Annotated in this window: 19 protein-coding genes; 8 read left to right on the top strand and 11 right to left on the bottom strand. The window is 76.5% G+C overall.

Going from position 1 to position 19,381, the window contains the following annotated elements; translation table 11 throughout:
* Window positions 1–13: 13 nt before the first annotated feature.
* From ACYQBY_RS15050 to ACYQBY_RS15025, 6 genes are all read right to left on the bottom strand, one after another.
* A complete protein-coding gene (locus ACYQBY_RS15050; protein ID WP_459644690.1) occupies window positions 14–871 on the bottom strand; it encodes a hypothetical protein in 858 nt (285 codons plus the stop codon).
* Complete coding sequence (locus ACYQBY_RS15045) at window positions 868–1,875, bottom strand: ABC transporter ATP-binding protein (protein WP_459644689.1); 1,008 nt, start codon at window positions 1,873–1,875, stop codon at window positions 868–870. The genes ACYQBY_RS15050 and ACYQBY_RS15045 overlap by 4 nt, the downstream gene beginning before the upstream one ends.
* Window positions 1,876–2,010: 135 nt before the next feature.
* Window positions 2,011–3,015, bottom strand: a complete 1,005-nt coding sequence (locus tag ACYQBY_RS15040; protein WP_459644688.1) for a TerC family protein — start codon at window positions 3,013–3,015, stop codon at window positions 2,011–2,013.
* Window positions 3,016–3,149: 134 nt separating this feature from the next.
* The gene (locus ACYQBY_RS15035; protein ID WP_459644687.1) at window positions 3,150–4,190 is read right to left on the bottom strand and encodes an iron-siderophore ABC transporter substrate-binding protein; all 1,041 of its coding nucleotides are present in this window, start codon (window positions 4,188–4,190) and stop codon (window positions 3,150–3,152) included.
* A 127-nt stretch (window positions 4,191–4,317) separates the two neighbouring features.
* Complete coding sequence (locus ACYQBY_RS15030) at window positions 4,318–4,653, bottom strand: acyl-CoA carboxylase subunit epsilon (protein WP_459644686.1); 336 nt, start codon at window positions 4,651–4,653, stop codon at window positions 4,318–4,320.
* On the bottom strand, window positions 4,650–6,215 hold the full coding sequence (locus ACYQBY_RS15025; RefSeq protein WP_459645098.1) for an acyl-CoA carboxylase subunit beta: 1,566 nt from the start codon (window positions 6,213–6,215) through the stop codon (window positions 4,650–4,652). Before ACYQBY_RS15025 ends, ACYQBY_RS15030 begins: the two co-directional genes overlap by 4 nt.
* A gap of 214 nt (window positions 6,216–6,429) precedes the next feature.
* On the opposite strand from ACYQBY_RS15025, the gene ACYQBY_RS15020 reads away from it, so the two are divergent.
* Entirely contained in the window at window positions 6,430–7,389 is a 960-nt protein-coding gene (locus ACYQBY_RS15020; protein ID WP_459645097.1) for a biotin--[acetyl-CoA-carboxylase] ligase, read from the top strand.
* Here the strand turns inward: ACYQBY_RS15020 and ACYQBY_RS15015 are convergent.
* Window positions 7,318–7,968, bottom strand: coding sequence for a GtrA family protein (locus tag ACYQBY_RS15015; protein ID WP_459645096.1), 651 nt, complete (start codon window positions 7,966–7,968; stop codon window positions 7,318–7,320). The genes ACYQBY_RS15020 and ACYQBY_RS15015 overlap by 72 nt on opposite strands.
* Before the next feature lie 399 nt (window positions 7,969–8,367).
* Between ACYQBY_RS15015 and ACYQBY_RS15010 the strand changes: the two genes are divergently transcribed.
* Window positions 8,368–9,582 carry a 5-(carboxyamino)imidazole ribonucleotide synthase gene (locus tag ACYQBY_RS15010; protein ID WP_459644685.1) on the top strand — a complete coding sequence of 405 codons (1,215 nt, stop codon included), beginning with the start codon at window positions 8,368–8,370 and terminating at the stop codon, window positions 9,580–9,582.
* Window positions 9,579–10,112 carry a 5-(carboxyamino)imidazole ribonucleotide mutase gene (purE, locus tag ACYQBY_RS15005; RefSeq protein WP_459644684.1) on the top strand — a complete coding sequence of 178 codons (534 nt, stop codon included), beginning with the start codon at window positions 9,579–9,581 and terminating at the stop codon, window positions 10,110–10,112. Before ACYQBY_RS15010 ends, purE begins: the two co-directional genes overlap by 4 nt.
* Before the next feature lie 48 nt (window positions 10,113–10,160).
* Here purE and ACYQBY_RS15000 read toward each other — a convergent pair whose 3' ends face one another.
* Complete coding sequence (locus ACYQBY_RS15000) at window positions 10,161–11,474, bottom strand: LCP family protein (protein ID WP_459644683.1); 1,314 nt, start codon at window positions 11,472–11,474, stop codon at window positions 10,161–10,163.
* A 94-nt stretch (window positions 11,475–11,568) separates the two neighbouring features.
* The gene (locus tag ACYQBY_RS14995) at window positions 11,569–12,888 is read right to left on the bottom strand and encodes a UDP-glucose dehydrogenase family protein (protein ID WP_459644682.1); all 1,320 of its coding nucleotides are present in this window, start codon (window positions 12,886–12,888) and stop codon (window positions 11,569–11,571) included.
* A 174-nt stretch (window positions 12,889–13,062) separates the two neighbouring features.
* Here ACYQBY_RS14995 and ACYQBY_RS14990 point away from each other — a divergent pair, with 174 nt between their 5' ends.
* Window positions 13,063–14,124 (top strand): cell wall-binding repeat-containing protein, encoded by a 1,062-nt coding sequence (locus tag ACYQBY_RS14990; protein ID WP_459644681.1) that lies wholly within the window; start codon window positions 13,063–13,065, stop codon window positions 14,122–14,124.
* A gap of 22 nt (window positions 14,125–14,146) precedes the next feature.
* Here the strand turns inward: ACYQBY_RS14990 and ACYQBY_RS14985 are convergent, their stop codons facing one another.
* Window positions 14,147–14,566: a DUF2304 family protein gene (locus ACYQBY_RS14985; RefSeq protein ID WP_459644680.1), complete on the bottom strand. Its 420-nt coding sequence runs from the start codon at window positions 14,564–14,566 to the stop codon at window positions 14,147–14,149.
* Window positions 14,567–14,581: 15 nt separating this feature from the next.
* Complete coding sequence (locus ACYQBY_RS14980) at window positions 14,582–15,310, bottom strand: glycosyltransferase family 2 protein (protein ID WP_459644679.1); 729 nt, start codon at window positions 15,308–15,310, stop codon at window positions 14,582–14,584.
* Window positions 15,311–15,452: 142 nt separating this feature from the next.
* On the opposite strand from ACYQBY_RS14980, the gene ACYQBY_RS14975 reads away from it, so the two are divergent.
* Genes ACYQBY_RS14975 through ACYQBY_RS14960 form a run of 4 tightly spaced genes read left to right on the top strand, consistent with a single transcriptional unit; the run spans window position 15,453 to window position 19,346 of the window.
* Window positions 15,453–16,100: an acyltransferase gene (locus ACYQBY_RS14975; protein ID WP_459644678.1), complete on the top strand. Its 648-nt coding sequence runs from the start codon at window positions 15,453–15,455 to the stop codon at window positions 16,098–16,100.
* Window positions 16,097–17,254, top strand: coding sequence for a DegT/DnrJ/EryC1/StrS family aminotransferase (locus tag ACYQBY_RS14970; RefSeq protein WP_459644677.1), 1,158 nt, complete (start codon window positions 16,097–16,099; stop codon window positions 17,252–17,254). The genes ACYQBY_RS14975 and ACYQBY_RS14970 overlap by 4 nt, the downstream gene beginning before the upstream one ends.
* The gene (locus ACYQBY_RS14965; protein WP_459644676.1) at window positions 17,251–18,282 is read left to right on the top strand and encodes a Gfo/Idh/MocA family protein; all 1,032 of its coding nucleotides are present in this window, start codon (window positions 17,251–17,253) and stop codon (window positions 18,280–18,282) included. The genes ACYQBY_RS14970 and ACYQBY_RS14965 overlap by 4 nt, the downstream gene beginning before the upstream one ends.
* Complete coding sequence (locus ACYQBY_RS14960; RefSeq protein ID WP_459644675.1) at window positions 18,279–19,346, top strand: glycosyltransferase family protein; 1,068 nt, start codon at window positions 18,279–18,281, stop codon at window positions 19,344–19,346. Before ACYQBY_RS14965 ends, ACYQBY_RS14960 begins: the two co-directional genes overlap by 4 nt.
* The last annotated feature ends 35 nt before the right edge of the window (window positions 19,347–19,381 follow it).

The raw sequence follows: 19,381 nt of genomic DNA, 5'->3' as shown, positions 1-19,381 counted from the left end.
GCCTGCCAGCGCCTCAGTCCCGCGGGCCCCACCGCCACCGGCGGCGCGCCACCGCGGCGAACAGGAGCGTCCACGCCGCGAGCAGCAGGACGTCGGCCACCTCGGGGGGCAGCGGCAGCGCCGTGGCGGGCAGGTCCAGCGGGGCGCTGCTGGTGCGGGCCAGCAGGTCCGCCAGGGACGCGAACGGCAGCAGCAGCGCCACCGTGCGCAGCCCCTCCCCGGCACCGGGGGCGAGGAGCACCTGCCCGGCGACGGAGGCCACCAGCACCAGCGGCAGCGCCGTCCAGTTCGCGGCCTCGGTGCTCGGGGTGGCGGTGGCCACGGCGAGGGCCGCGGCGAGCAGCCCGGCGGTGGCCAGCACGACGCCCAGGACGGGCAGCACCCCGGTGGGGGCGACGCCGCCGAGCACCCCGTACAGCAGGCACACCAGGGCCGCGCCCAGCAGGCCGGCGACCACGAGCGGGGCGAGCACCCCGGCGAGCACCCCGGCGCCGGTCAGCTCCGAGGTGCGCAGCCGCGCGAAGACGCGGGACTCCCGGCGCCCGACGGCCACGGTCAGCGCCGGGTAGTGCACGGTGAGCGCGAGCAGCATGAGCATCGCGGTGCCCAGCAGCTGGGTCCACACCTGCGGTCCCGCGCCGCGCTGGGCCAGCGCCAGGCCCACCGCGACGGCGGGGCCGAGCAGCAGCGTGAGCAGGGTGGTGCGCTGGCGCAGCAGCACAGCGGCCTCGAAGCGGGCCAGGGCGGCGGTGCGGGCCAGCGGGGAGCGGGTGCGGCGCAGCCGCGCGGGCGCGGGGGACGTGGTGGTGGGGGACGTGGTGGTGGGGGACGTGGTGGTCGGGCTCGGGGTGGTCGGGCTCGGGGTGGTCACCAGGACTCCTCGGGGTGCTCGGCGGGGCGGGTGCTCGGCCCGCCGGCGCGGACGGCGTGGAAGACCTCCTCCAGGGAGGCCGGGGTGGCGCGCAGGTCCTCCAGCCGGACCCCGGCCGCCCGCGCCGCGGTGAGCAGGCGCAGCAGGTCCTCCGGCAGGTCGCGGCTGGTCACGTGCAGGGCGGTGCGCGCCCCGGCGGCCCGGCGCACCGCGGTGGCGGTGGCACCGGGCAGCCCGTCGAGCAGCGCCGCGACCGGTGCGTCCGGCGGCACGTCCGCGCGGATGCTCGCGGGGCGCGCCGCGAGCACCTCCGGCAGGGTCCCGGCGACGGCGACCCGCCCCTCGTGCATGATCGCCACCCGGTCGGCGAGGGCCTCGGCCTCCTCCAGGTGGTGGGTGGTCAGCACCACCGTGGTGCCTGCCTCGTGCAGGCCGCGCACCAGGTCCCACAGGGTGCGCCGCGACTCCGGGTCCAGGCCGGTGGTGGGCTCGTCCAGCACCACGAGCTCCGGGGCGCCCCACAGGGCCAGCGCCAGGTCGAGGCGGCGGCGCTCACCGCCGGAGAGGCGCTGCACGGCCACGTCGGCGCGGTGGGCCAGGCCCACCCGCTCCAGCGCCGCGTCCACGTCGTCGACGCGGCTGGACAGCGCAGCCCACAGCGCCACGGTCGAGCGGGGGGTGGACTCGGGCAGGAACCCCGGGTCCTGGAGCATCGTGCCGCAGGAGCGGCGCAGCAGGGCGGTCCCGCGCCCGGGGTCCTCCCCGAGGACGGACAGGGTGCCGCCGGTGCGCCGCCGCAGGCCGAGCAGCACCTCCAGCGTGGTGGTCTTGCCCGCGCCGTTGGTGCCGAGCAGCGCGAACACCTCGCCGGGGCGGATGTCGAGGTCGACGGAGTCGACGGCCCGGAACGTGCCGTGCGCGACGGTCAGCCCGCGCGCCGAGACGACGGGGCCGGGAGCCGGGAGGACCGCCGGGGCCGGCGGGCCGGGGTGCGTCGTGGTCATGCCCCCACGCTCCCGCCCGTCCGGGGCGCCGGGCAGTGCCCCGCGTCACCGCTTCCGGTGGGAAGCGCACGGCCGGGCACATGACGGATGTCACGTGCCCGGCCGCGGTGCGGGTCGCCGCCGGGGTGGCCCGGGTCAGGGCTGCTCGGCGGGGGCGTCCTGGGTGCCGGAGCCGCGCAGGGTGCCGGCGTGCGCGCGCGCGTCCGGGTCGCGCCGCGACTTCGCCAGGCTCGCCACGGTGGTGATGGTGAGGATGACCGCGATGACCCCCAGGGACAGCGGGGTGGGGATCTCCGGCACGGCGTCCGAGAGCGTGTGCCCCCAGTGCAGGACGAGCTTGACGCCGATGAACGCCAGCACCACCGCCAGGCCCGTGGAGAGGTAGACGAGCCGGTCGAGCAGGCCCTGCACGAGGAAGTACAGCGCCCGCAGGCCCAGCAGGGCGAAGGCGTTGGCGGTGAAGACGATGAACGCCTCCTGGGTGACGCCGAACACCGCGGGGATGGAGTCCAGCGCGAACAGCAGGTCCGTGCCGCCGATGGCGATGAGCACCACGAACAGCGGGGTGACGACCCTGCGGCCGTCGATGCGGGTGGTCAGGCGCCCGCCGTGGTACTCGGTGGTGGTGGGGAAGACGCGGCGGGTGGCGCGCACCAGCACGTTGTCCCCGATGTCGGGGTCCTCGTCGCGGTGCCGGTAGAGCTGCACCGCGGTCCAGATCAGCAGCAGCCCGAACAGCAGGAACATGACGGAGAACATGTTCAGCAGGGCCGCGCCGACGGCGATGAAGATCGCCCGCATGACGAGGGCGAGCACGATGCCGAACGTGAGCACCTTCTGCTGGTGCTCGGCCGGCACGGCGAACGTCGTCATGATGATGACGAAGACGAACAGGTTGTCGACGGACAGGCTCTTCTCGACCAGGTACCCGGCGAAGTACTCGGTGCCGTAGTCCCAGCCCGCGATCGAGCCGAGCACGACGCCGAAGGCGATCGCCACGCCGATGTAGAAGACCGACCAGGCGGTGGCCTCCTTGAAACCCACCGCGTGCGGGCGCAGCGCACCCACCGCCAGGTCCAGCGCCAGCAGCGCCAGGATCAGGCCGATCGTCGCGGCCCATGCCGCGGTGGTGACCTCCACGCAACTCCTCCTCGGTCGACGTCCTCGTGCGCCGGTGGGCGGCCGGGACCCCTCCAGGCTCCCGGCCGCCNGGTGGACGGTTCCTGCCGTCCTCCCGCCCCGCTCCCCGGTGCGCCCGCGCGGTGCGCGTCGGGTCAGGCGGGGACCTTCGCCGCCGCCTCGGCCAGCTGCGGCACGAACCGGTCGAGGAACCACGGCACGTTGAGCACGCTGGGGGAGGAGGTGGCCGTGATGAACGTCTTGTCCTCCAGCCAGACCACCGCGCCGGACCTCACCGCGGGGATGGTGGAGTACACCGGGTCGGCCGTGAACTGCTCCAGCGGCAGGACGTCCGCGTAGCCGACGAGGACGTCGGAGTCGACGTCGTGGACGCGCTCCTTGCTGACCTCGGCGTAGAAGGTCGTGGCGCCCTCGGCGAGCTTCGCGACGCCCGGCGCGACCTCCATGCCGAGGTCGACGAGCAGGTCGACGCGGGAGTCGCCGGGCAGGTAGGTGCCCAGGTTGCCGGGGGTGGCGTACGTGTACGTGAACGTCTTGCCCTTCAGGGCGGGGTGCGCCGCGCCCGCGTCGGCGAGGGCCTTCTCGGTGTCGGCGACGAGCTCGGCGGCCTCCGCCTCCTTGCCGACCGCCTTGCCGACGATCGTGGCCTGGTCCTGCCACGTCGTCTTCCACGCCGCCTCGGGGTAGGCGACGGTGGGCGCGATGGCCGCCAGCTTCGTGTAGTCGTCGGCGGTGATGCCGGACTGCACCGCCACGATGAGGTCGGGCCGGGAGGCGGCGATCGTCTCGAAGGGCACCTCGCCGGAGTCGGCGCTGGGGTGCAGCTGGGTCCTGGCGGGGTCGTAGTGGCCCTTCCACCAGGGGTAGGTGCCGTCGGCCTCGGCGCCGTAGTCGCCCTTGGGCACGGCGACGGGGTCCACGCCCAGCGCCCACAGCACGTCCGCCGAGCCCCAGCCGATGACGACGACCCGCTCGGGCTGCTCGGGGATCTCGGTGGTGCCCAGGGCGTGCTCGATGCTGACCGGGAAAGCGCCCGCGGAGGACGTGGGGCTCCCGGTACCGGGCGCACCGGCGGGGGAGGTGCTGGAGGTGTCCCCGCCGCAGGCGGCCAGGGCGAGGGACAGGGTGCCGGCGGCGGCGAGCGCGAGGGCGCGGCGGCGGTCGAGCAGGGGCACTGTTGCTCCGGAGGTCGCGGACTTCCGTCCATGGGTCAGGTACGGCTCACCTAACCACATCGTGGATAGGACTGCCTAACCTCACCCGCACGGACGTCACCCGCGCGGCCCCACCGGGCGGACCGGCTCAGCGGGGCAGGCTGCTGCGCCGCCACCCGTCGATGCCCGGGTACGGCGAGCGCAGCAGCTGGTGCGCCCGGTCCGTCCACGCCGACGTCACCAGCGGCAGCGGCCGCGGCCCCGAGCGCGCGCGGGTCCGCACGATCGCCCCCACCACCGCCGTCAGCGCCGCCAGCTCCTCCTCGTCCAGGTGCCCGCGCACCACCCGCAGCGCGCTCTCGGCGACCGCCCCGTCGCGGACCGTCCCGCTCTCCAGCGGTGCCCGGCGCCGGTCCGGCCCCGGGAACGGCACCTGCCGCACCCGCCGCTCCACCGACCCCGCGCGGGTCGCCCGCGCGCTCACAGCGGGATGTTCCCGTGCTTCTTCGCCGGCAGGCTCGCGCGCTTGGTGGACAGCGCACGCAGCGCCCGCACCACGTGCCCGCGGGTCGCGCTCGGCTCCACGACCGCGTCCACGTACCCGCGCTCGGCCGCCACGTAGGGGTTCGCCAGGGTCTCCTCGTACTCGTCGACGAGGTCCGCGCGCACCTCCTCGGAGTCCTCCCCGGCCTCGGCGAGGGTCTTGCGGTGCAGGATGTTCACCGCGCCCTGCGCCCCCATCACCGCGATCTGCGCGGTCGGCCACGCCAGGCACACGTCGGCGCCCATCTCCTTGGAGCCCATGACGATGTACGCGCCGCCGTACGCCTTGCGCGTGATCACCGTCACCAGCGGCACCGTCGCCTCGGCGTAGGCGTACAGCAGCTTCGCCCCGCGGCGGATGATGCCGTTCCACTCCTGCTCCGTGCCCGGCAGGAACCCCGGCACGTCCACGAACGTCAGGACCGGCACGTTGAACGCGTCGCACATCCGCACGAAGCGCGCCGCCTTCTCGCTGGCGTCGATGTCCAGGGTCCCGGCGAGCTGCTGCGGCTGGTTGGCCACCACCCCGACGCTGCGCCCCTCGACCCGCCCGAAGCCCACGATCACATTGGGCGCGAACAGCTCCCCGAGCTCGAGGAACTCCCCGTCGTCGAGGACGTGCGCGAGGACCCGGTGCATGTCGTACGGCTGGTTCGCGGAGTCGGGCACCAGGGTGTCCAGCTCCAGGTCCTCCGGCAGGGGCTCCAGGGACACCTCCACGCCCGGCAGGACCGGCGGGTCGGTGAGGTTGTTGCTCGGCAGGTAGGACAGCAGCTCCCGCACGTAGGCGATGGCGTCCTCCTCGTCCACCGCGAGGTGCTGCGCCGCGCCGCTGCGGGAGTTGTGGGTCCGCCCGCCGCCCAGCTCCTCGAAGCCGACGTCCTCGCCCGTCACCGTCTTGATGACATCGGGGCCGGTGACGAACATGTGCGAGGTGCCGTCCACCATGACGGTCACGTCGGTGAGGGCGGGGGAGTACACCGCGCCGCCCGCGCAGGGGCCCATCACCAGGGAGATCTGCGGCACCACGCCCGAGGCCGCGACGTTGCGGCGGAAGATCGAGGCGTACTGCACCAGGGACACCACGCCCTCCTGGATGCGCGCGCCGCCGGAGTCGTTGATGCCGACCACGGGGCAGCCCACCCGCAGGGCGAAGTCCTGCACCTTGATGATCTTCTGGCCGTGGACCTCGCCGAGGGAGCCGCCCAGCACCGTGAAGTCCTGCGCGTACACCGCGACCGTGCGCCCGTCGACCGTGCCGTAGCCGGTCACCACGCCGTCGCCGTAGGGGCGGGAGCGGTCCATGCCGAACGCCGTGGAGCGGTGCCGGGTGAGGGCGTCCAGCTCCACGAACGAGCCCTCGTCCAGGAGCAGGTCGATGCGCTCGCGGGCGGTCAGCTTGCCCTTGGCGTGCTGGCGCTCCACGGCCCGCTCGCTGCCCGCGTGCACCGCCTCGTCGGTGCGCCGGCGCAGCTCGGCCAGCTTGCCCGCGGTCGTGCGCAGGTCCGCGGCCCGGCCGCCGCCACCCGGGCCGCGGCCGCCCCCGCCACGGGGTCCGGGGCCGTCGTCGCTGCCGGCCGCGGCGAGGCTGCTGGTCACGGGGGTGCTCGTCACAGGGGCGAACTGTAGTCCGGCACCCGGCGGGGGCGACCCGTCCCGCGCGCCGCGCTGGGCCGCACGGGGCGGGCGGGGCGCGGCGCGTAGCGTGGGGGAGGTGATGCAGAGCGACGCCACCGGGGACCCGGCCCACGACGGCGCGGCGGCCCCCTCCGCCTGGAGCGACCTGTCCCGGCCCCCGCTGAGCGAGCGGGCGCTGCGCCGGGTCCTGTGCGGTGAGGGCGGCTGGCGCACCGTGGACGTCGTGGCGCAGACCGGCTCCACCAACGCCGACCTGCTCGCGCGCGCCCGCGACGGCGAGGCCGCCGGTGCGGTGCTGGTCGCCGAGCACCAGAGCGCCGGGCGCGGCCGGCTCGGGCGCGGCTGGCTCGCCCCGCCCCGCTCCGCCCTCACGGTGTCCGTGCTGCTGCGCCCGCGGGTGCCCGCGGAGCGCTGGTCGTGGCTGCCGCTGCTGGCGGGCCGCGCGCTCGTCGACGCCCTCGTGGAGGTGGCGGGCCTGCAGGCGACGCTGAAGTGGCCCAACGACGTGCTCGTGCCCGTGCGGGGCCGCGGGCAGGGCGCGGCCACGGTGGAGTCGAAGGTGTGCGGGGTGCTCGCGGAGGCCGCCGGGCCGGAGGCCGTGGTGCTGGGTGTGGGCCTCAACGTCTCGCAGGCGCAGGACGAGCTGCCCCCGCCGCCGTCGCCGCAGTCCCCGCCGCCGACGTCGCTGCTGCTGGCCGGGGCGGCCACCCCGGACCGGGACACCGTGCTGCGCGCCTACCTGCGCGCGCTGCGCCGCCGGCTGGACGCCTGGGAGGAGGCCGGGGGCGACCCGGTGGCCTGCGGCCTGGCCGCCGCGTACCGCGAGGCGTGCGTCACGATCGGCGCGCAGGTGCGCGTGGAGCTGCCGGACGGGCGCGTCCTCGCGGGACGCGCCGAGGAGGTCGACGAGGCCGGGCGCCTGGTCGTGGCGCACGACGGGCCGGCGCAGGACGGGCCGGTGGGGGGCTCAGCCGGTGGAAGGGCTGCCCGCACCGCGCTGTCCGCGGGCGACGTCGTGCACGTCCGCGCCGCCGGCTGAGGGCACCCTCCCCGCGGCCCGTGCCTCGGCCCCCGCGGGGACCCCGGCAGGGGTTCCCGCGGCGGTCCGGGCAGGGGGCTCCGTCGCGTCCGCGTCGGGGCGGACGAAGACGAACGTGCGGTACGCGTAGAAGCGGAACGCCGTCCCGAGCACCAGGCCCACCACGTTGGCCGAGACGTTCTGCGCCAGGGGCGAGCGCAGCCCGAGCACGTACACGGTGAAACCGAGGCAGGCCAGGGCGATCAGCAGGCCGCAGACGTTCATGACGCCGAACAGCACCAGCTCGCGCAGCTTGCCGGGCTGGTTGCGGTGGCGGAAGGTCCAGTACCGGTTGCCCACCCAGGAGAACAGCGTGGCCACCGCCACCGACAGGACCTTCGCGGTGAGCGGCTTGTGGGCCAGGACGCCCTCGCCGCCGGGCCCGGCGAGGATCAGCAGGTTGAACACGCCCGTGTCGACGACGAATGCCAGCGCCCCGACGACGCCGAACTTGGCGACCTCGCGCGCGAGGACGTCCACGGTGCCGCGGATCCTGGCGACGAGACCGCTCGGGCCGGGAGAGCTGTCGATCGCCTGCATCACGGGGGAGGTGCTCCTGCTCGTCGGCGTCCGCGGGTTCCCGCAGTGTGCCTCACGAACCCGGCCGGACGGGGGAGGTGCCCCCGTCCGCACCCCGCTCAGCTCTTGCCGGAGCGCTCCGCGTCCGTCCCGGCGCCGAGTCGCGTCTCCATGTGCATGGCACCGAGGATGCCCGCGACGACGAGCGTGACGCAGGCGATGAGCGTGAACATGGTTCTCCTCTTGGCCGGCCGGCTCCGGCCCTCGACGTCCGCCGGGGCCCCGCCCGGCGGGCCAAGCTTGCCCCCGGGAATCGGTATCGGCACCCCGGGACACGCCGCCTGCACCAGGGGTTCCACGTTCCGTTACCGAACCGGGACCGGAGGGGCCGCCCCCGTCGAGGCCCTAGGCTCGTCCCCCGTGACGAGGAAGGTGCCGGACCCCGCCCCCTACGACGCCCCCGGGGGTTTCCCCGTCGTCGGGGTCGTCGGCGGCGGCCAGCTCGCCCGCATGATGCAGCCCCCGGCCGTGGCGCTCGGCGTGCGCCTGCGGGTCCTGACCGAGTCCCCCGGCGCCAGCGCCGCGCAGGTCGTGGCCTCCGCGCCCGTCGGGGCGGCCGACGACCTCGACGCCCTGCGCGCCTTCGCCGCCGGCTGCGACGTCGTCACGTTCGACCACGAGCACGTCCCCACCGGGCACCTGCGCGCCCTGCTGGAGGCCGGCGCCCGCGTCGAGCCCGGCCCGGACGCCCTCGTGCACGCCCAGGACAAGACCGTCATGCGCGAGCGGCTCACCGCCCTGGGGGTTCCCTGCCCGCGCTGGCGCCGGGTCGCCGACGTGGCGGAGCTGACCCGCTTCGGGGAGGAGACCGGCTGGCCGGTGGTCCTGAAGACCCCCCGCGGCGGCTACGACGGCAAGGGCGTCCTCGTCCTCGACGGCCCCGGCGACGCGCGGCTGGCGGACGCGGAGCGCTGGTGGGAGCGCGGCCCGCTGCTGGCCGAGGAGCACGTGGCCTTCACCCGCGAGCTGGCCGTGCTCGTGGCGCGCAGCCCCTCCGGGCAGGCGGCGGCGTGGCCGGTGGTGCAGACCGTGCAGGTGGGCGGCGTCTGCCGCGAGGTGATCGCCCCGGCGCCCGGCCTGGACCCCCAGCTCGCCGCCGAGGCCACCCGCACCGCGCTCGCCGTCGCCGAGGGGCTCGGCGTCACCGGCGTCCTGGCGGTGGAGGTGTTCGAGGTGGAGCGCGACGGGCGGCCGGCGTTCCTGGTCAACGAGCTGGCCATGCGCCCGCACAACTCCGGGCACTGGACCATCGACGGGTCGGTCACCAGCCAGTTCGAGCAGCACCTGCGGGCCGTGCTGGACCTGCCGCTGGGCGAGACGCGCCCGCGTGCGCCGTGGACGGTCATGGTGAACGTGCTGGGCCGCCCGGACCCCGAGCCGCGGCACCTGGACCTGTTCCGCTCCTACCTGCACGTCATGGCCCACGACCCCGGGGTGAAGGTCCACCTGTACGGCAAGGAGCAGCGCCCGGGGCGCAAGCTCGGCCACGTCAACGTCAGCGGCGACGACCTCGACGCCGTGCTCGAGCGCGCGCGGCACGCCGCCGCCTTCATCGCAGGGGAGATCGACGAATGAGCGCAGCACCCGTCGTCGGCGTCGTCATGGGCTCCGACTCCGACTGGCCCGTGATGGAGGAGGCGGCGAAGGCGCTGGCCGAGTTCGGCGTGCCGCACGAGGTGGACGTGGTCTCCGCCCACCGCATGCCGCACGAGATGGTGGCCTGGGGGACGGGTGCGGCGGAGCGGGGCCTGCGCGTGGTCGTCGCGGGGGCCGGCGGTGCCGCGCACCTGCCCGGGATGCTCGCCAGCGTCACGCCGCTGCCGGTCATCGGGGTGCCGGTGCCGCTGCGGCACCTGGACGGGATGGACTCGCTGCTGTCGATCGTGCAGATGCCCGCCGGGGTCCCGGTGGCCACGGTGTCGGTGGGCGGCGCGCGCAACGCCGGGCTGCTCGCGGTGCGCATCCTCGCCGCCGGCGAGGGCGAGGAGGCCGCGCGGCTGCGCGAGCGGATGGCGGGTTTCCAGGAGGAGCTGCGCGACGGGGCCCGGGCCAAGGGCGAGCGGCTGCGCGCCCGCCTGCGCGGGGGCGTCGGCTTCGGCGGCTGAGCACCACCTGCGGCCCGCTCCCCGGCGTGTGCCGGGGAGCGGGCGGGATCAGCCCGCGAGGCCGCGCAGCGCCGCGGTGTCGTCGCGCTCGAGGGCGTCGAACATGCTGATCGCCTTCGCGCTGTCCCACTTCACGGCGGTGCCCGCGGGGGTCCGCAGGGCGGGGTTCTCGATCGGCACGGTCATGGAGACGCCGTCGGTGCCGGAGGCGCTGCGCATGCCGCGCGCGAACGTGAGCAGCGTCAACGGCGAGGCGCCCTCGTCGAGCGTGAGGGCGGAGCCGCCGGCCGAGGCGAGGGGCAGGGAGCGCGCGGGGTTGGCCAGCGTCACGGGGCTGGACCCCTTCGACATGATCGCCGCGAGCAGCTCCCGCTGCCGCTGGACCCGGCCGAGGTCGCCGAGCGGGTCGGAGTAGCGGTACCGCGCGAAGCCCAGGGCGGTGGGGCCGTCCATCGTCTGGCAGCCCGGCGCGAGGTCCAGGCCGGCGCGCTCGTCCTTGAGGGGCGCGGGCACGCACATGTCCACCCCGCCGACGGCGTCCACGACGGCGGAGAAACCCCCGAAGCCGGTCTCGACGTAGTGGTCGACGTGCAGCCCGGACACCGACTCCACGGTCTGCACGAGCAGCTGCGGGCCGCCGATGGAGAACGCCGCGTTGATCTTGTTGCGGCCGTGGCCGGGGATGGGCACGTAGCTGTCGCGGGGGATGCTGACGATCGCCGCGGGGCCGGACGCCGGCACGTGCAGCAGCATGATCGTGTCGGTGCGCTGGCCCTCGTCGTTCCCGGTGGACAGCTCGGCGCGCTCCGCCTCGTCCAGCCCGGCGCGGGAGTCGCTGCCGACGACGAGGAACGTGGTGCCGGGGGTGTCCGCGGGCGAGGTGGCCGGCAGCGCCTCGATCTTCTGCACCCTCGACCAGGCGGTGAAGCCGAGCACTGCCGGGTAGCCCACGAGCACGGCGACGAGCAGCAGCGCGACCAGGCCCCACGGCGGCCGGCGCCGGCGGCGGACGGTGGTGTGCGGCCGGCCCGGCGGGCCCGCGGGACGGGACTGCACGGGGCGCGGGCCCTGCTGCGGGCGGCCCTGGGCGGGCTGCGGGCCGGCGGTCCGCGGCGGCTGCGGCGCGGCGGGGCGCTGCCGCCCCGCGGGCTGCGGTGCGGCGCCCGGCCCGGTGCGCGGCAGGCGCTGCGTGCGCTCGGGACCACCGGGGGTGCGGGGCAGGCGGCGCGTGGAGCCGTCGTCCGGGAGGCCGACCCCCGGCGCCGCCTCCGGCGGGCGCGGGGCGGCCGGGCGGGCGGCGGGCGGCGTCCTGGGGATCAGGCGCGTCGGCTGCTCGTCGCGGTAGGGGGGTTCCGCTGGCACCCGTCCACAGTAGGCGTGCCGGGCTCCGCGGGCGTGCAACCGCGGCGCACGTGGCGCGCACGGTGCGTGGACACCTCGTGGAGAGGCGCCCGCCTCAGCCGCGGGGGCGGCCCAGCGCGCGGTACGTCCACCCGGCGGCGCGCCAGCGGACCGGGTCCAGGGCGTTGCGGCCGTCGAGGATCCGGCGGTTGCGCACGATCCGGGACAGGGCCTGCGGGTCCAGGTCGCGGTACTGCTGCCACTCCGTCAGCAGCAGCACCACGTCGGCGCCGGTGGCGGCCTCCTCGGCGGTCTCGGCGTACGTGATGTCGGGGTAGGCCTTGCGGGCGTTGTCCAGCGCCTTGGGGTCGGTCAGCACGACCTCCCCGCCCTGCAGGCGGATCTGGGCGGCGACGTTGAGGGCGGGGGAGTCGCGGATGTCGTCGGAGTCGGGCTTGAACGCCGCACCCAGCACCGCCACCCGCTTGCCGATGAGGGAGCCGTCGCACACCTCCCGCGCCAGGTCGACCATCCGGATGCGCCGGCGCATGTTGATGGAGTCGACCTCGCGCAGGAAGGTCAGCGTCTGGTCGGCGCCCAGCTCCCCCGCGCGGGCCATGAAGGCGCGGATGTCCTTGGGCAGGCAGCCACCGCCGAAGCCGAGGCCGGCGTTGAGGAACTTGCGCCCGATGCGGTCGTCGTGGCCGATGGCGTCGGCCAGGGCGGTGACGTCGGCGTTGACGGTCTCGCACAGCTCCGCCATGGCGTTGATGAAGGAGATCTTGGTGGCCAGGAACGAGTTCGCGGCCACCTTGACCAGCTCAGCGGTGGCGTAGTCGGTGACCACCAGGGGCGTGCCGCGGCCCAGGGGCACGGCGTACACCTCGTCCAGCAGCGCCTTGGCCGCCTCCCCGGCCCCGCCCTCGGGCAAGCCGTAGACGAACCTGTCGGGGGTCAGGGTGTCGGCCACCGCGTGCCCCTCGCGCAGGAACTCCGGGTTCCACGCCAGGAAGGCGCCGGGCTGCTTCTCGTGCAGCGCAGCGGCCAGCCGCGCGGCCGTGCCGACCGGCACCGTGGACTTGCCGACGACCAGCTCGCCCGGGCCCACGTGCGGCAGCAGGGCCGTCAGCGCGGCGTCGACGAAGCGCAGGTCGGCGGCGAACTCGCCCTTGCGCTGGGGGGTGCCCACGCAGACGAAGTGCACCTGCGAGCCCGCGGCCTCGGCGATGTCGGTGGTGAAGCGCAGCCGCCCGGAGGCCGTCGCGTGCTCCAGGACCTCCGGCAGCCCGGGCTCGAAGAACGGCGCCCGCGCGGCCTGCAGGGCCGCGACCTTCTCGACGTCGACGTCGACGCCGACCACGTCGTGGCCGAGTTCGGCCATGCACGCGGCGTGCACCGCGCCGAGGTACCCGCAGCCGATCACCGTCATACGCATGGGCGCACAGTAGTGGGCCTGTCGCGCTGTGCGTCATCCCCTGGTCCGGGAGAGTGGCCCGGAGGGGTCCGGCGGCCGGGTCGGCCCCCGGTCGGCGCATCGGCGACACTGAGGGCGCAAGAACCGTCACAGGCTCCCGCCGGTCGTGGGAGAAGACGCCCAGGAGAGGTCCCCATGCGCGCCCAGCCCCGTCTCGCCGCCCTCGCCGCCCTCACGACGACGGCCTGCCTCGCCGCGACGGTCGCCGGTGCGGCACCGGCCTCCGCCGCACCGCAGGTGCAGCGCGTCTTCGGCGAGAACCGCATCCAGACCGCCGTCAACGCCTCCGTCACCACCTTCGCCGACGGTGCCGCGGCCAACGTCGTCCTCGCCCGCTCCGAGGACTTCGCCGACTCCCTCGCGGCCGGCCCGCTGGCCTCGGACCGCGGCGGCCCCCTCCTGCTCACCCCGCGCGCCTCCCTCGCGCCCGCGGTCGCCACCGAGATCCGCCGCGCCCTCACCCCCGGCGGGACGGTGTACCTGGTCGGCGGCGCCGGCGCGCTGTCGCCGGAGACCGAGACGGCGGTGCGCAACCTCGGCGTGAAGGTCCAGCGGGTGCAGGGCGCCAACCGGTACGCCACGGCCGTCGAGGTGGCCCGCCTGATGCCCGGAGCGGACAACGTCGCCGTCGTGACGGGCCTGAACTACCCCGACGGGCTGTCCGCCGGTGCCCTCATGGGGGTGCAGGACAACTCCTCCGGCGAGACGGTCGGCGTCGTCCTGCTCAGCCAGGGCGCCACGATGCCGGCGGTGACGCGCGACTACATCGTCCAGCGCAACTTCGTCGAGACCGGCTACGTCGTCGCCGTCGGCGGTGACGCCGTGCGCGCCTCCCGCGAGTTCGAGCGCTCGTTCCTGCCGGTCGCCGGCACCGACCGCTACGACACCTCGGCGCGGGTGGCGCGCCAGTTCCTCTCCGGCGGCGCGTTCTTCGAGGACGCCGGCACCTCCGTCGGCATCGCCACCGGCGAGAACTGGCCCGACGCCCTCGCCGGGTCGGCCGTCATGGGCTTCACCGCCGGGCCCCTGCTGCTGACCCGCCGCGCCGCGCTGCCCGCCGTCACCGTCGAGGCCCTGCGCGCCCTGCGGGAGGACGCCGCCCGCAACAGCTCCGCCGTCGAGACGGCCCTCGTCTTCGGCGGCACCGGTGCCGTCTCCGCCGACCAGGACGGGGCCATCGCCGCCGCCCTCGGCTGAGCGGCCCCGCGCGCGGGGCTCCTCAGGCCGCGGGGCCCCCGCCGTCCGGCGGTCCCTGCGGGGCCCGGCCCCCCGGGGCGAGCGGGGGCTGCGCCGGGGCGTCCCCCGGGCGCGGCACCCCCGCCTCGTCGAGGGCGATCTGCCGGGTCAGCTGCGCCAGGCGGGCCTCCAGCGCCCGCGAGCGCCGGTAGGAGGAGGCCATGAACCCCAGCAGCGCCACCACCGTGCCGTACAGGACGAGGTCGGTGCCGCGGCCCACGCCCAGCCAGGAGGCGACCCGCGTGACCAGGCCGGGCACCAGGACGCTGGTGACCGCCAGCAGCACCAGCCCCAGCAGCAGCAGGCGCCGCACGGCCTGGTGGCGGGCGTCGGCGGTGCTGCGCACCAGCACCGCCCCGACGGCGACGAGGGCGGCGATCAGCAGGACCTGGATGAGCAGCACGGTGTCTCCCGCCCTTCAGCCGAGGATCGTCTCGACGAGGATGTTCACGCTGTTGAGCAGGGACTGCCCCTTCGCGCGGGAGTAGTCGGTGTAGACGATCTCCACGGGGTGCTCCACCCAGCGCAGCCGGGAGCGCCCCACCTGCGCGACGATCTCGGAGGCGTGCGCCATCCGGTGGTGGGTGATGCGCAGCGACGCCGCGGCGGTGCGCGACAGCGCCCGCAGCCCGTTGTGCGCGTCGGTCAGCCGCACCCCCGTCGTGGCGTTGGTGTAGAGCACCGCGCCGCGCAGCACGACGCGGCGCAGGCCGTCCAGCCGGGTGCGGTCGTCGAGGAAGCGGGAGCCGAAGACGACGTCGGCCTCGCCGCGGCGCAGGCGCTCCACCATCGCCGCGGCGTCGTCGACCCGGTGCTGCCCGTCGGCGTCGAACGTGACGACGTGGCGGGTGGTGGGGAAGCTCAGCGCGTAGTCGATGCCCGTCTGCAGCGCCGCGCCCTGCCCGAGGTTGACGCAGTGGCGCACCACGGCCGCCCCGGCCGCCCGCGCCGCCGCGGCCGAGCCGTCGGTGCTGCCGTCGTCGACGCACACGACGTGGGGGAAGACGGTGCGCAGCTCCCGCACCACGTCCCCCACCGCGGTGGCCTCCTGGTACAGGGGAACCACGACCCACGTCTCGCCCGCGGGGTCGCCGCGCCGGCCCCCGGGCCGGGCGGGTGCCTCCGGTGCGCTGCTGAGCTGGTCCATGCCGCCGTTCCGTCCGTGCCGGCCCCGGCCCGACCGGCGGGGGCGTCCCCATCATGGCGCCAGCCCGGGGCCCGGTCGCGCACCCCGGCGCCGCGCGTGCCGACGGGGGGACCCGGTGCGGGCCGCTCCTAGACTCCACCGCATGACGACACCTCCAGGGCCCGCCGCGGCGGTGGTGGCCGGACCCCGGGTCGAGCCCACCGCGGACGTCGACGCGAGCAGCACCCTGGGGGAGGGCACCCGCGTGTGGCACCTGGCCCAGGTGCGCGAGCGGGCCGTGGTCGGTGCGCAGTGCACCGTCGGGCGCGGCGCGTACATCGGTGCCGGTGTCGTCGTCGGGGACCGCTGCAAGATCCAGAACTACGCGCTCGTGTACGAGCCCGCGCGGCTGGAGGCCGGTGTCTTCGTCGGCCCGGCCGCGGTCCTGACGAACGACCGGCTGCCGCGGGCGGTGACCCCCGACTCGCAGCTCAAGTCCGCCGACGACTGGGACCCCGTGGGGGTGGTCCTGCGGTACGGCGCCTCCGTCGGTGCCCGTGCGGTGTGCGTGGCGCCCGTGGAGGTCGGCGCGTGGGCCGTGGTGGCGGCGGGGGCCGTCGTGACGCGCGACGTGCCCGCCCACGCCCTCGTCGCGGGCGTGCCCGCCCGGTGGGTGGCGTGGGTCGGGCGCACCGGCGCGCGGCTGCTGCCCGAGGGCACCGGACCCGGCGGCGCGGGCCGCTGGCGCTGCCCCGACACGGGGCTGCGCTACGCCGAGCGCGACGGCGCCCTGGCGGAGGTGGGCGCGTGAGCACCGCCGGGCAGGGCCACGGGGGCCACCTGCGCCCCGCGCACCGGGCCATCCCCGTCGCCGCGCCGCAGATCGGCGCGGAGGAGCAGGCCGCCGTCGTGGAGGTCCTCGCCTCCGGGCACCTCGTGCAGGGCCCGCAGGTCGCGGCCTTCGAGGAGGAGTTCTGCGCCGAGGCCGTCCCCGGCCGGCGGGGCGTGGCCGTCAACTCCGGCACCTCCGCGCTGCACGTGGCGCTGCTGGCCCTCGGCGTCGGCGCGGGGGACGAGGTCGTCGTGCCCTCCTTCACGTTCGCCGCCACCGCCAACGCCGTCCGCCTCGTGGGGGCGGTGCCCGTCTTCGCCGACATCGACCCCGTCACGTTCTGCCTGGACCCCGCGGCCGTGGAGGCCGTCGTCGGCCCCCGCACCCGGGCCGTGGTGCCGGTGCACCTGTTCGGCCACCCCGCGGACATGACGCGGCTGCGGGAGACCGCCCGCCGGCACGGGCTGCTGGTGCTGGAGGACGCCGCGCAGGCGCACCTGGCCACCTGGCACGGGGAGGCGGCCGGCGCGATGGGCGACGCCGCGGCGTTCTCCTTCTACCCGACGAAGAACATGACCTCCGGCGAGGGCGGCATGGTGACCACCGCCGACGCGGGCGTGGAGCGGATGGCGCGGCTGCTGCGCAACCAGGGCATGGAGCAGCGCTACCGCAACGAGGTCGTGGGCCTGAACGTGCGGATGAGCGACCTGCACGCCGCGATCGGGCGCGTGCAGCTGCGGCACCTGCGCGAGCGCACCGCCACCCGCCGGGCCAACGCCGCCGCCCTGACCGCAGCCCTGGCCGGTGCGCGGGAGCGCGGCGTGGTGCTGCCGGCCACCGCCCCCGGCGCCGGGCACGTGTGGCACCAGTACACGGTGCGGGTGCCCGGCCACGACCGGGACGCCTTCGTGGAGGCGCTGGCCCGCCGCGGGGTGGGCGCCGCCGCGTACTACCCCGTGCCCGTGCACCGCCTGCCCGCGTTCGCCGACGGCGGTGGCCGCGTGCCCGAGCCCCTGCCGCACACGGAGGCCGCCGTGGCCGAGGTCCTCTCGCTGCCCGTGCACCCGGCGCTGCTGGAGGGCGACGTGGAGACCGTCGCGGAGGCCGTGACGGCCGTGGCGGGGCGCTCGTGAGCGGGCGCGTGCTGCGCGCGGGCCTGGTGGGCCTGGGCGCGATGGGCCGCCACCACGCGCGGGTGCTGCGCTCCCTGGAGGGCGTGGAGCTCGTCGTGGTCGCGGACGTGGGCGGCGACCCGCACCGCGCCGCGCCGGGCGTGCGCCTCGTGCGGGACGTCGCGGAGCTGCTGGCGGCCGGGGTGGACCTCGCGGTCGTGGCGGTGCCCACGGCCCTGCACGAGCCGGTGGCCGTGCCGCTGGTGGAGGCCGGGGTGCACGTGCTGGTGGAGAAACCCCTCGCCCAGGACCCGGACACCGCGCGCCGCATCGCCTCGGCGGTGGAGGCCGCGGGCGTGGTGGGCGCGGTCGGGCACATCGAGCGCTGCAACCCGGCCCTGCAGCAGCTGCGCCGGCGCACCGCCGCGGGGGAGCTGGGCCGCATCCACCAGGTGCAGACCCGGCGGCAGGGGCCGTTCCCGGCGCGCATCGGGGACGTGGGGGTCGTGAAGGACCTCGGCACCCACGACATCGACTCCACCGCCTGGATCACCGGCAGCCCGTTCGCGGCGGTCTCGGCGCGCACCGCGCACCGCACGGGCCGCCCGCACGAGGACCTCGCGGTCGTGGTGGGGTCGCTGGCGGACGGCACCATCACCAACCACGTCGTGAACTGGCTCTCGCCGGTGAAGGAGCGCGTGACGGTCGTGACGGGGGAGGCGGGGGCGTTCGTGGCGGACACGCTGACGGCGGACCTGACGCTGTACGCCAACGGGTCGGTGCCGGTCTCGTGGGAGGCGCTGGCGGGTTTCCGGGGCGTCTCGGAGGGCGACGTGACGCGGTTCGCGTTCCCGAAACCGGAGCCGCTGCGCACGGAGCTGGAGGGTTTCCGCGACGCGGTGCTGGCCGCGACCGGCGCCGCGGGGGCCGTCGAGGCGCCCGCGTGCCTGGTGACGATGGCGGAGGGGCTGCGCGTGGTGGAGGTCGCCGACGCGGTGCTGCGCTCGGCGGCCGGCGGGCGCACCGTGGACCTGCCCGCCGCGCCGTGACCGCAGCCGTGCCCGCAGCCGTGCCCGGTGCCGCTGCCGGACCGGAGCCGCGGGTCCTGCACGTCAACGACTGCGCCTCCACCACGGTGCAGCTCGTCGCGGAGGCCCACCGCCGCGACCTGCCGTGGGAGTACCTGCCGCTGGCCGGGCGGGGCCGCCGGTGGACGGGGCTGCGCGGGCGCGCCGCGCAGGTGGGGGCCGGTGCGCGCTGGGCGGCGCGGCTCGGGGCGGGCGCGGCCCGGGCGGACCTGCTGCACGTGCACTACGCGAGCGTGGTGCGGCACACGGCGTGGACGCGGCGGCGGTACGTGCTGCACGTGCACGGCACGGACGTGCGCAGCCAGCAGTACGAGCCGCGCTGGACGGCGCCGGTGCGCGCGGCGCTGCGCGGGGCGGTGGCCGTGTACTTCTCCACCCCGGACCTCGCCGGGCACGTGCTGCCGCACCGGCCCGGGGCCCGCTACCTGCCCGTGCCGCTGGACCTGACGGCGATCCCCCCCTGGCGGCCGCAGGCGCGCGAGCGGCCCCGGGTGCTCTTCACCTCCCGGTGGGAGCCGGTGAAGGGCGGCGCGGAGCAGCTGGCGCTGGCGCGGGCTCTGCGCGCGGCGCTGCCGGCGGAGGTGGAGCTCGCGGGGCTCGACTGGGGGCCGGGCGCGGGGGAGGCCGCGGCGGCGGGTGTGCGGTTGCTGCCGCGCACGGACCGGGCGGGTTTCCTGCGGCTGCTGGCGTCGGCGACGCTCGCGGTGGGGCAGAGCAGCGGGATGCTCGCGGCGAGCGAGCTGGAGGCCGTGGGCACGGGGGTCCCGCTCGCCGCCGCGCTGCGCCCCGACTGGTACCCGGCGTCCGCGCCGGACGGGAACCCCGCGGTGCTGGCGGGGACGGCGGGGTGGGAGCCGTCCCCGGCGGCGCGGGTGGAGGCGGTCGTGGAGGCGGTGCGCGACGCCCTGGCGGACCCGCCGGCGGCCTCCGCCCGGCTGGCGGGCCCGGGGTGGCTGGCGCGCAGCCACGACGTGCGCGCGGCGGTGGAGCGGCTGCGGGCGGACTACCGGGAACTGCGCGCCTGAACTCCCGCGCGCCGGGTTGCCTCCCGGTGCCGCCT

It is taken from the genome of Kineococcus anabasis, from assembly GCF_054590795.1.
The sequence above is the reverse complement of the archived record's forward strand: the minus strand, read 5'-3'. Positions and strand labels throughout refer to the sequence as shown.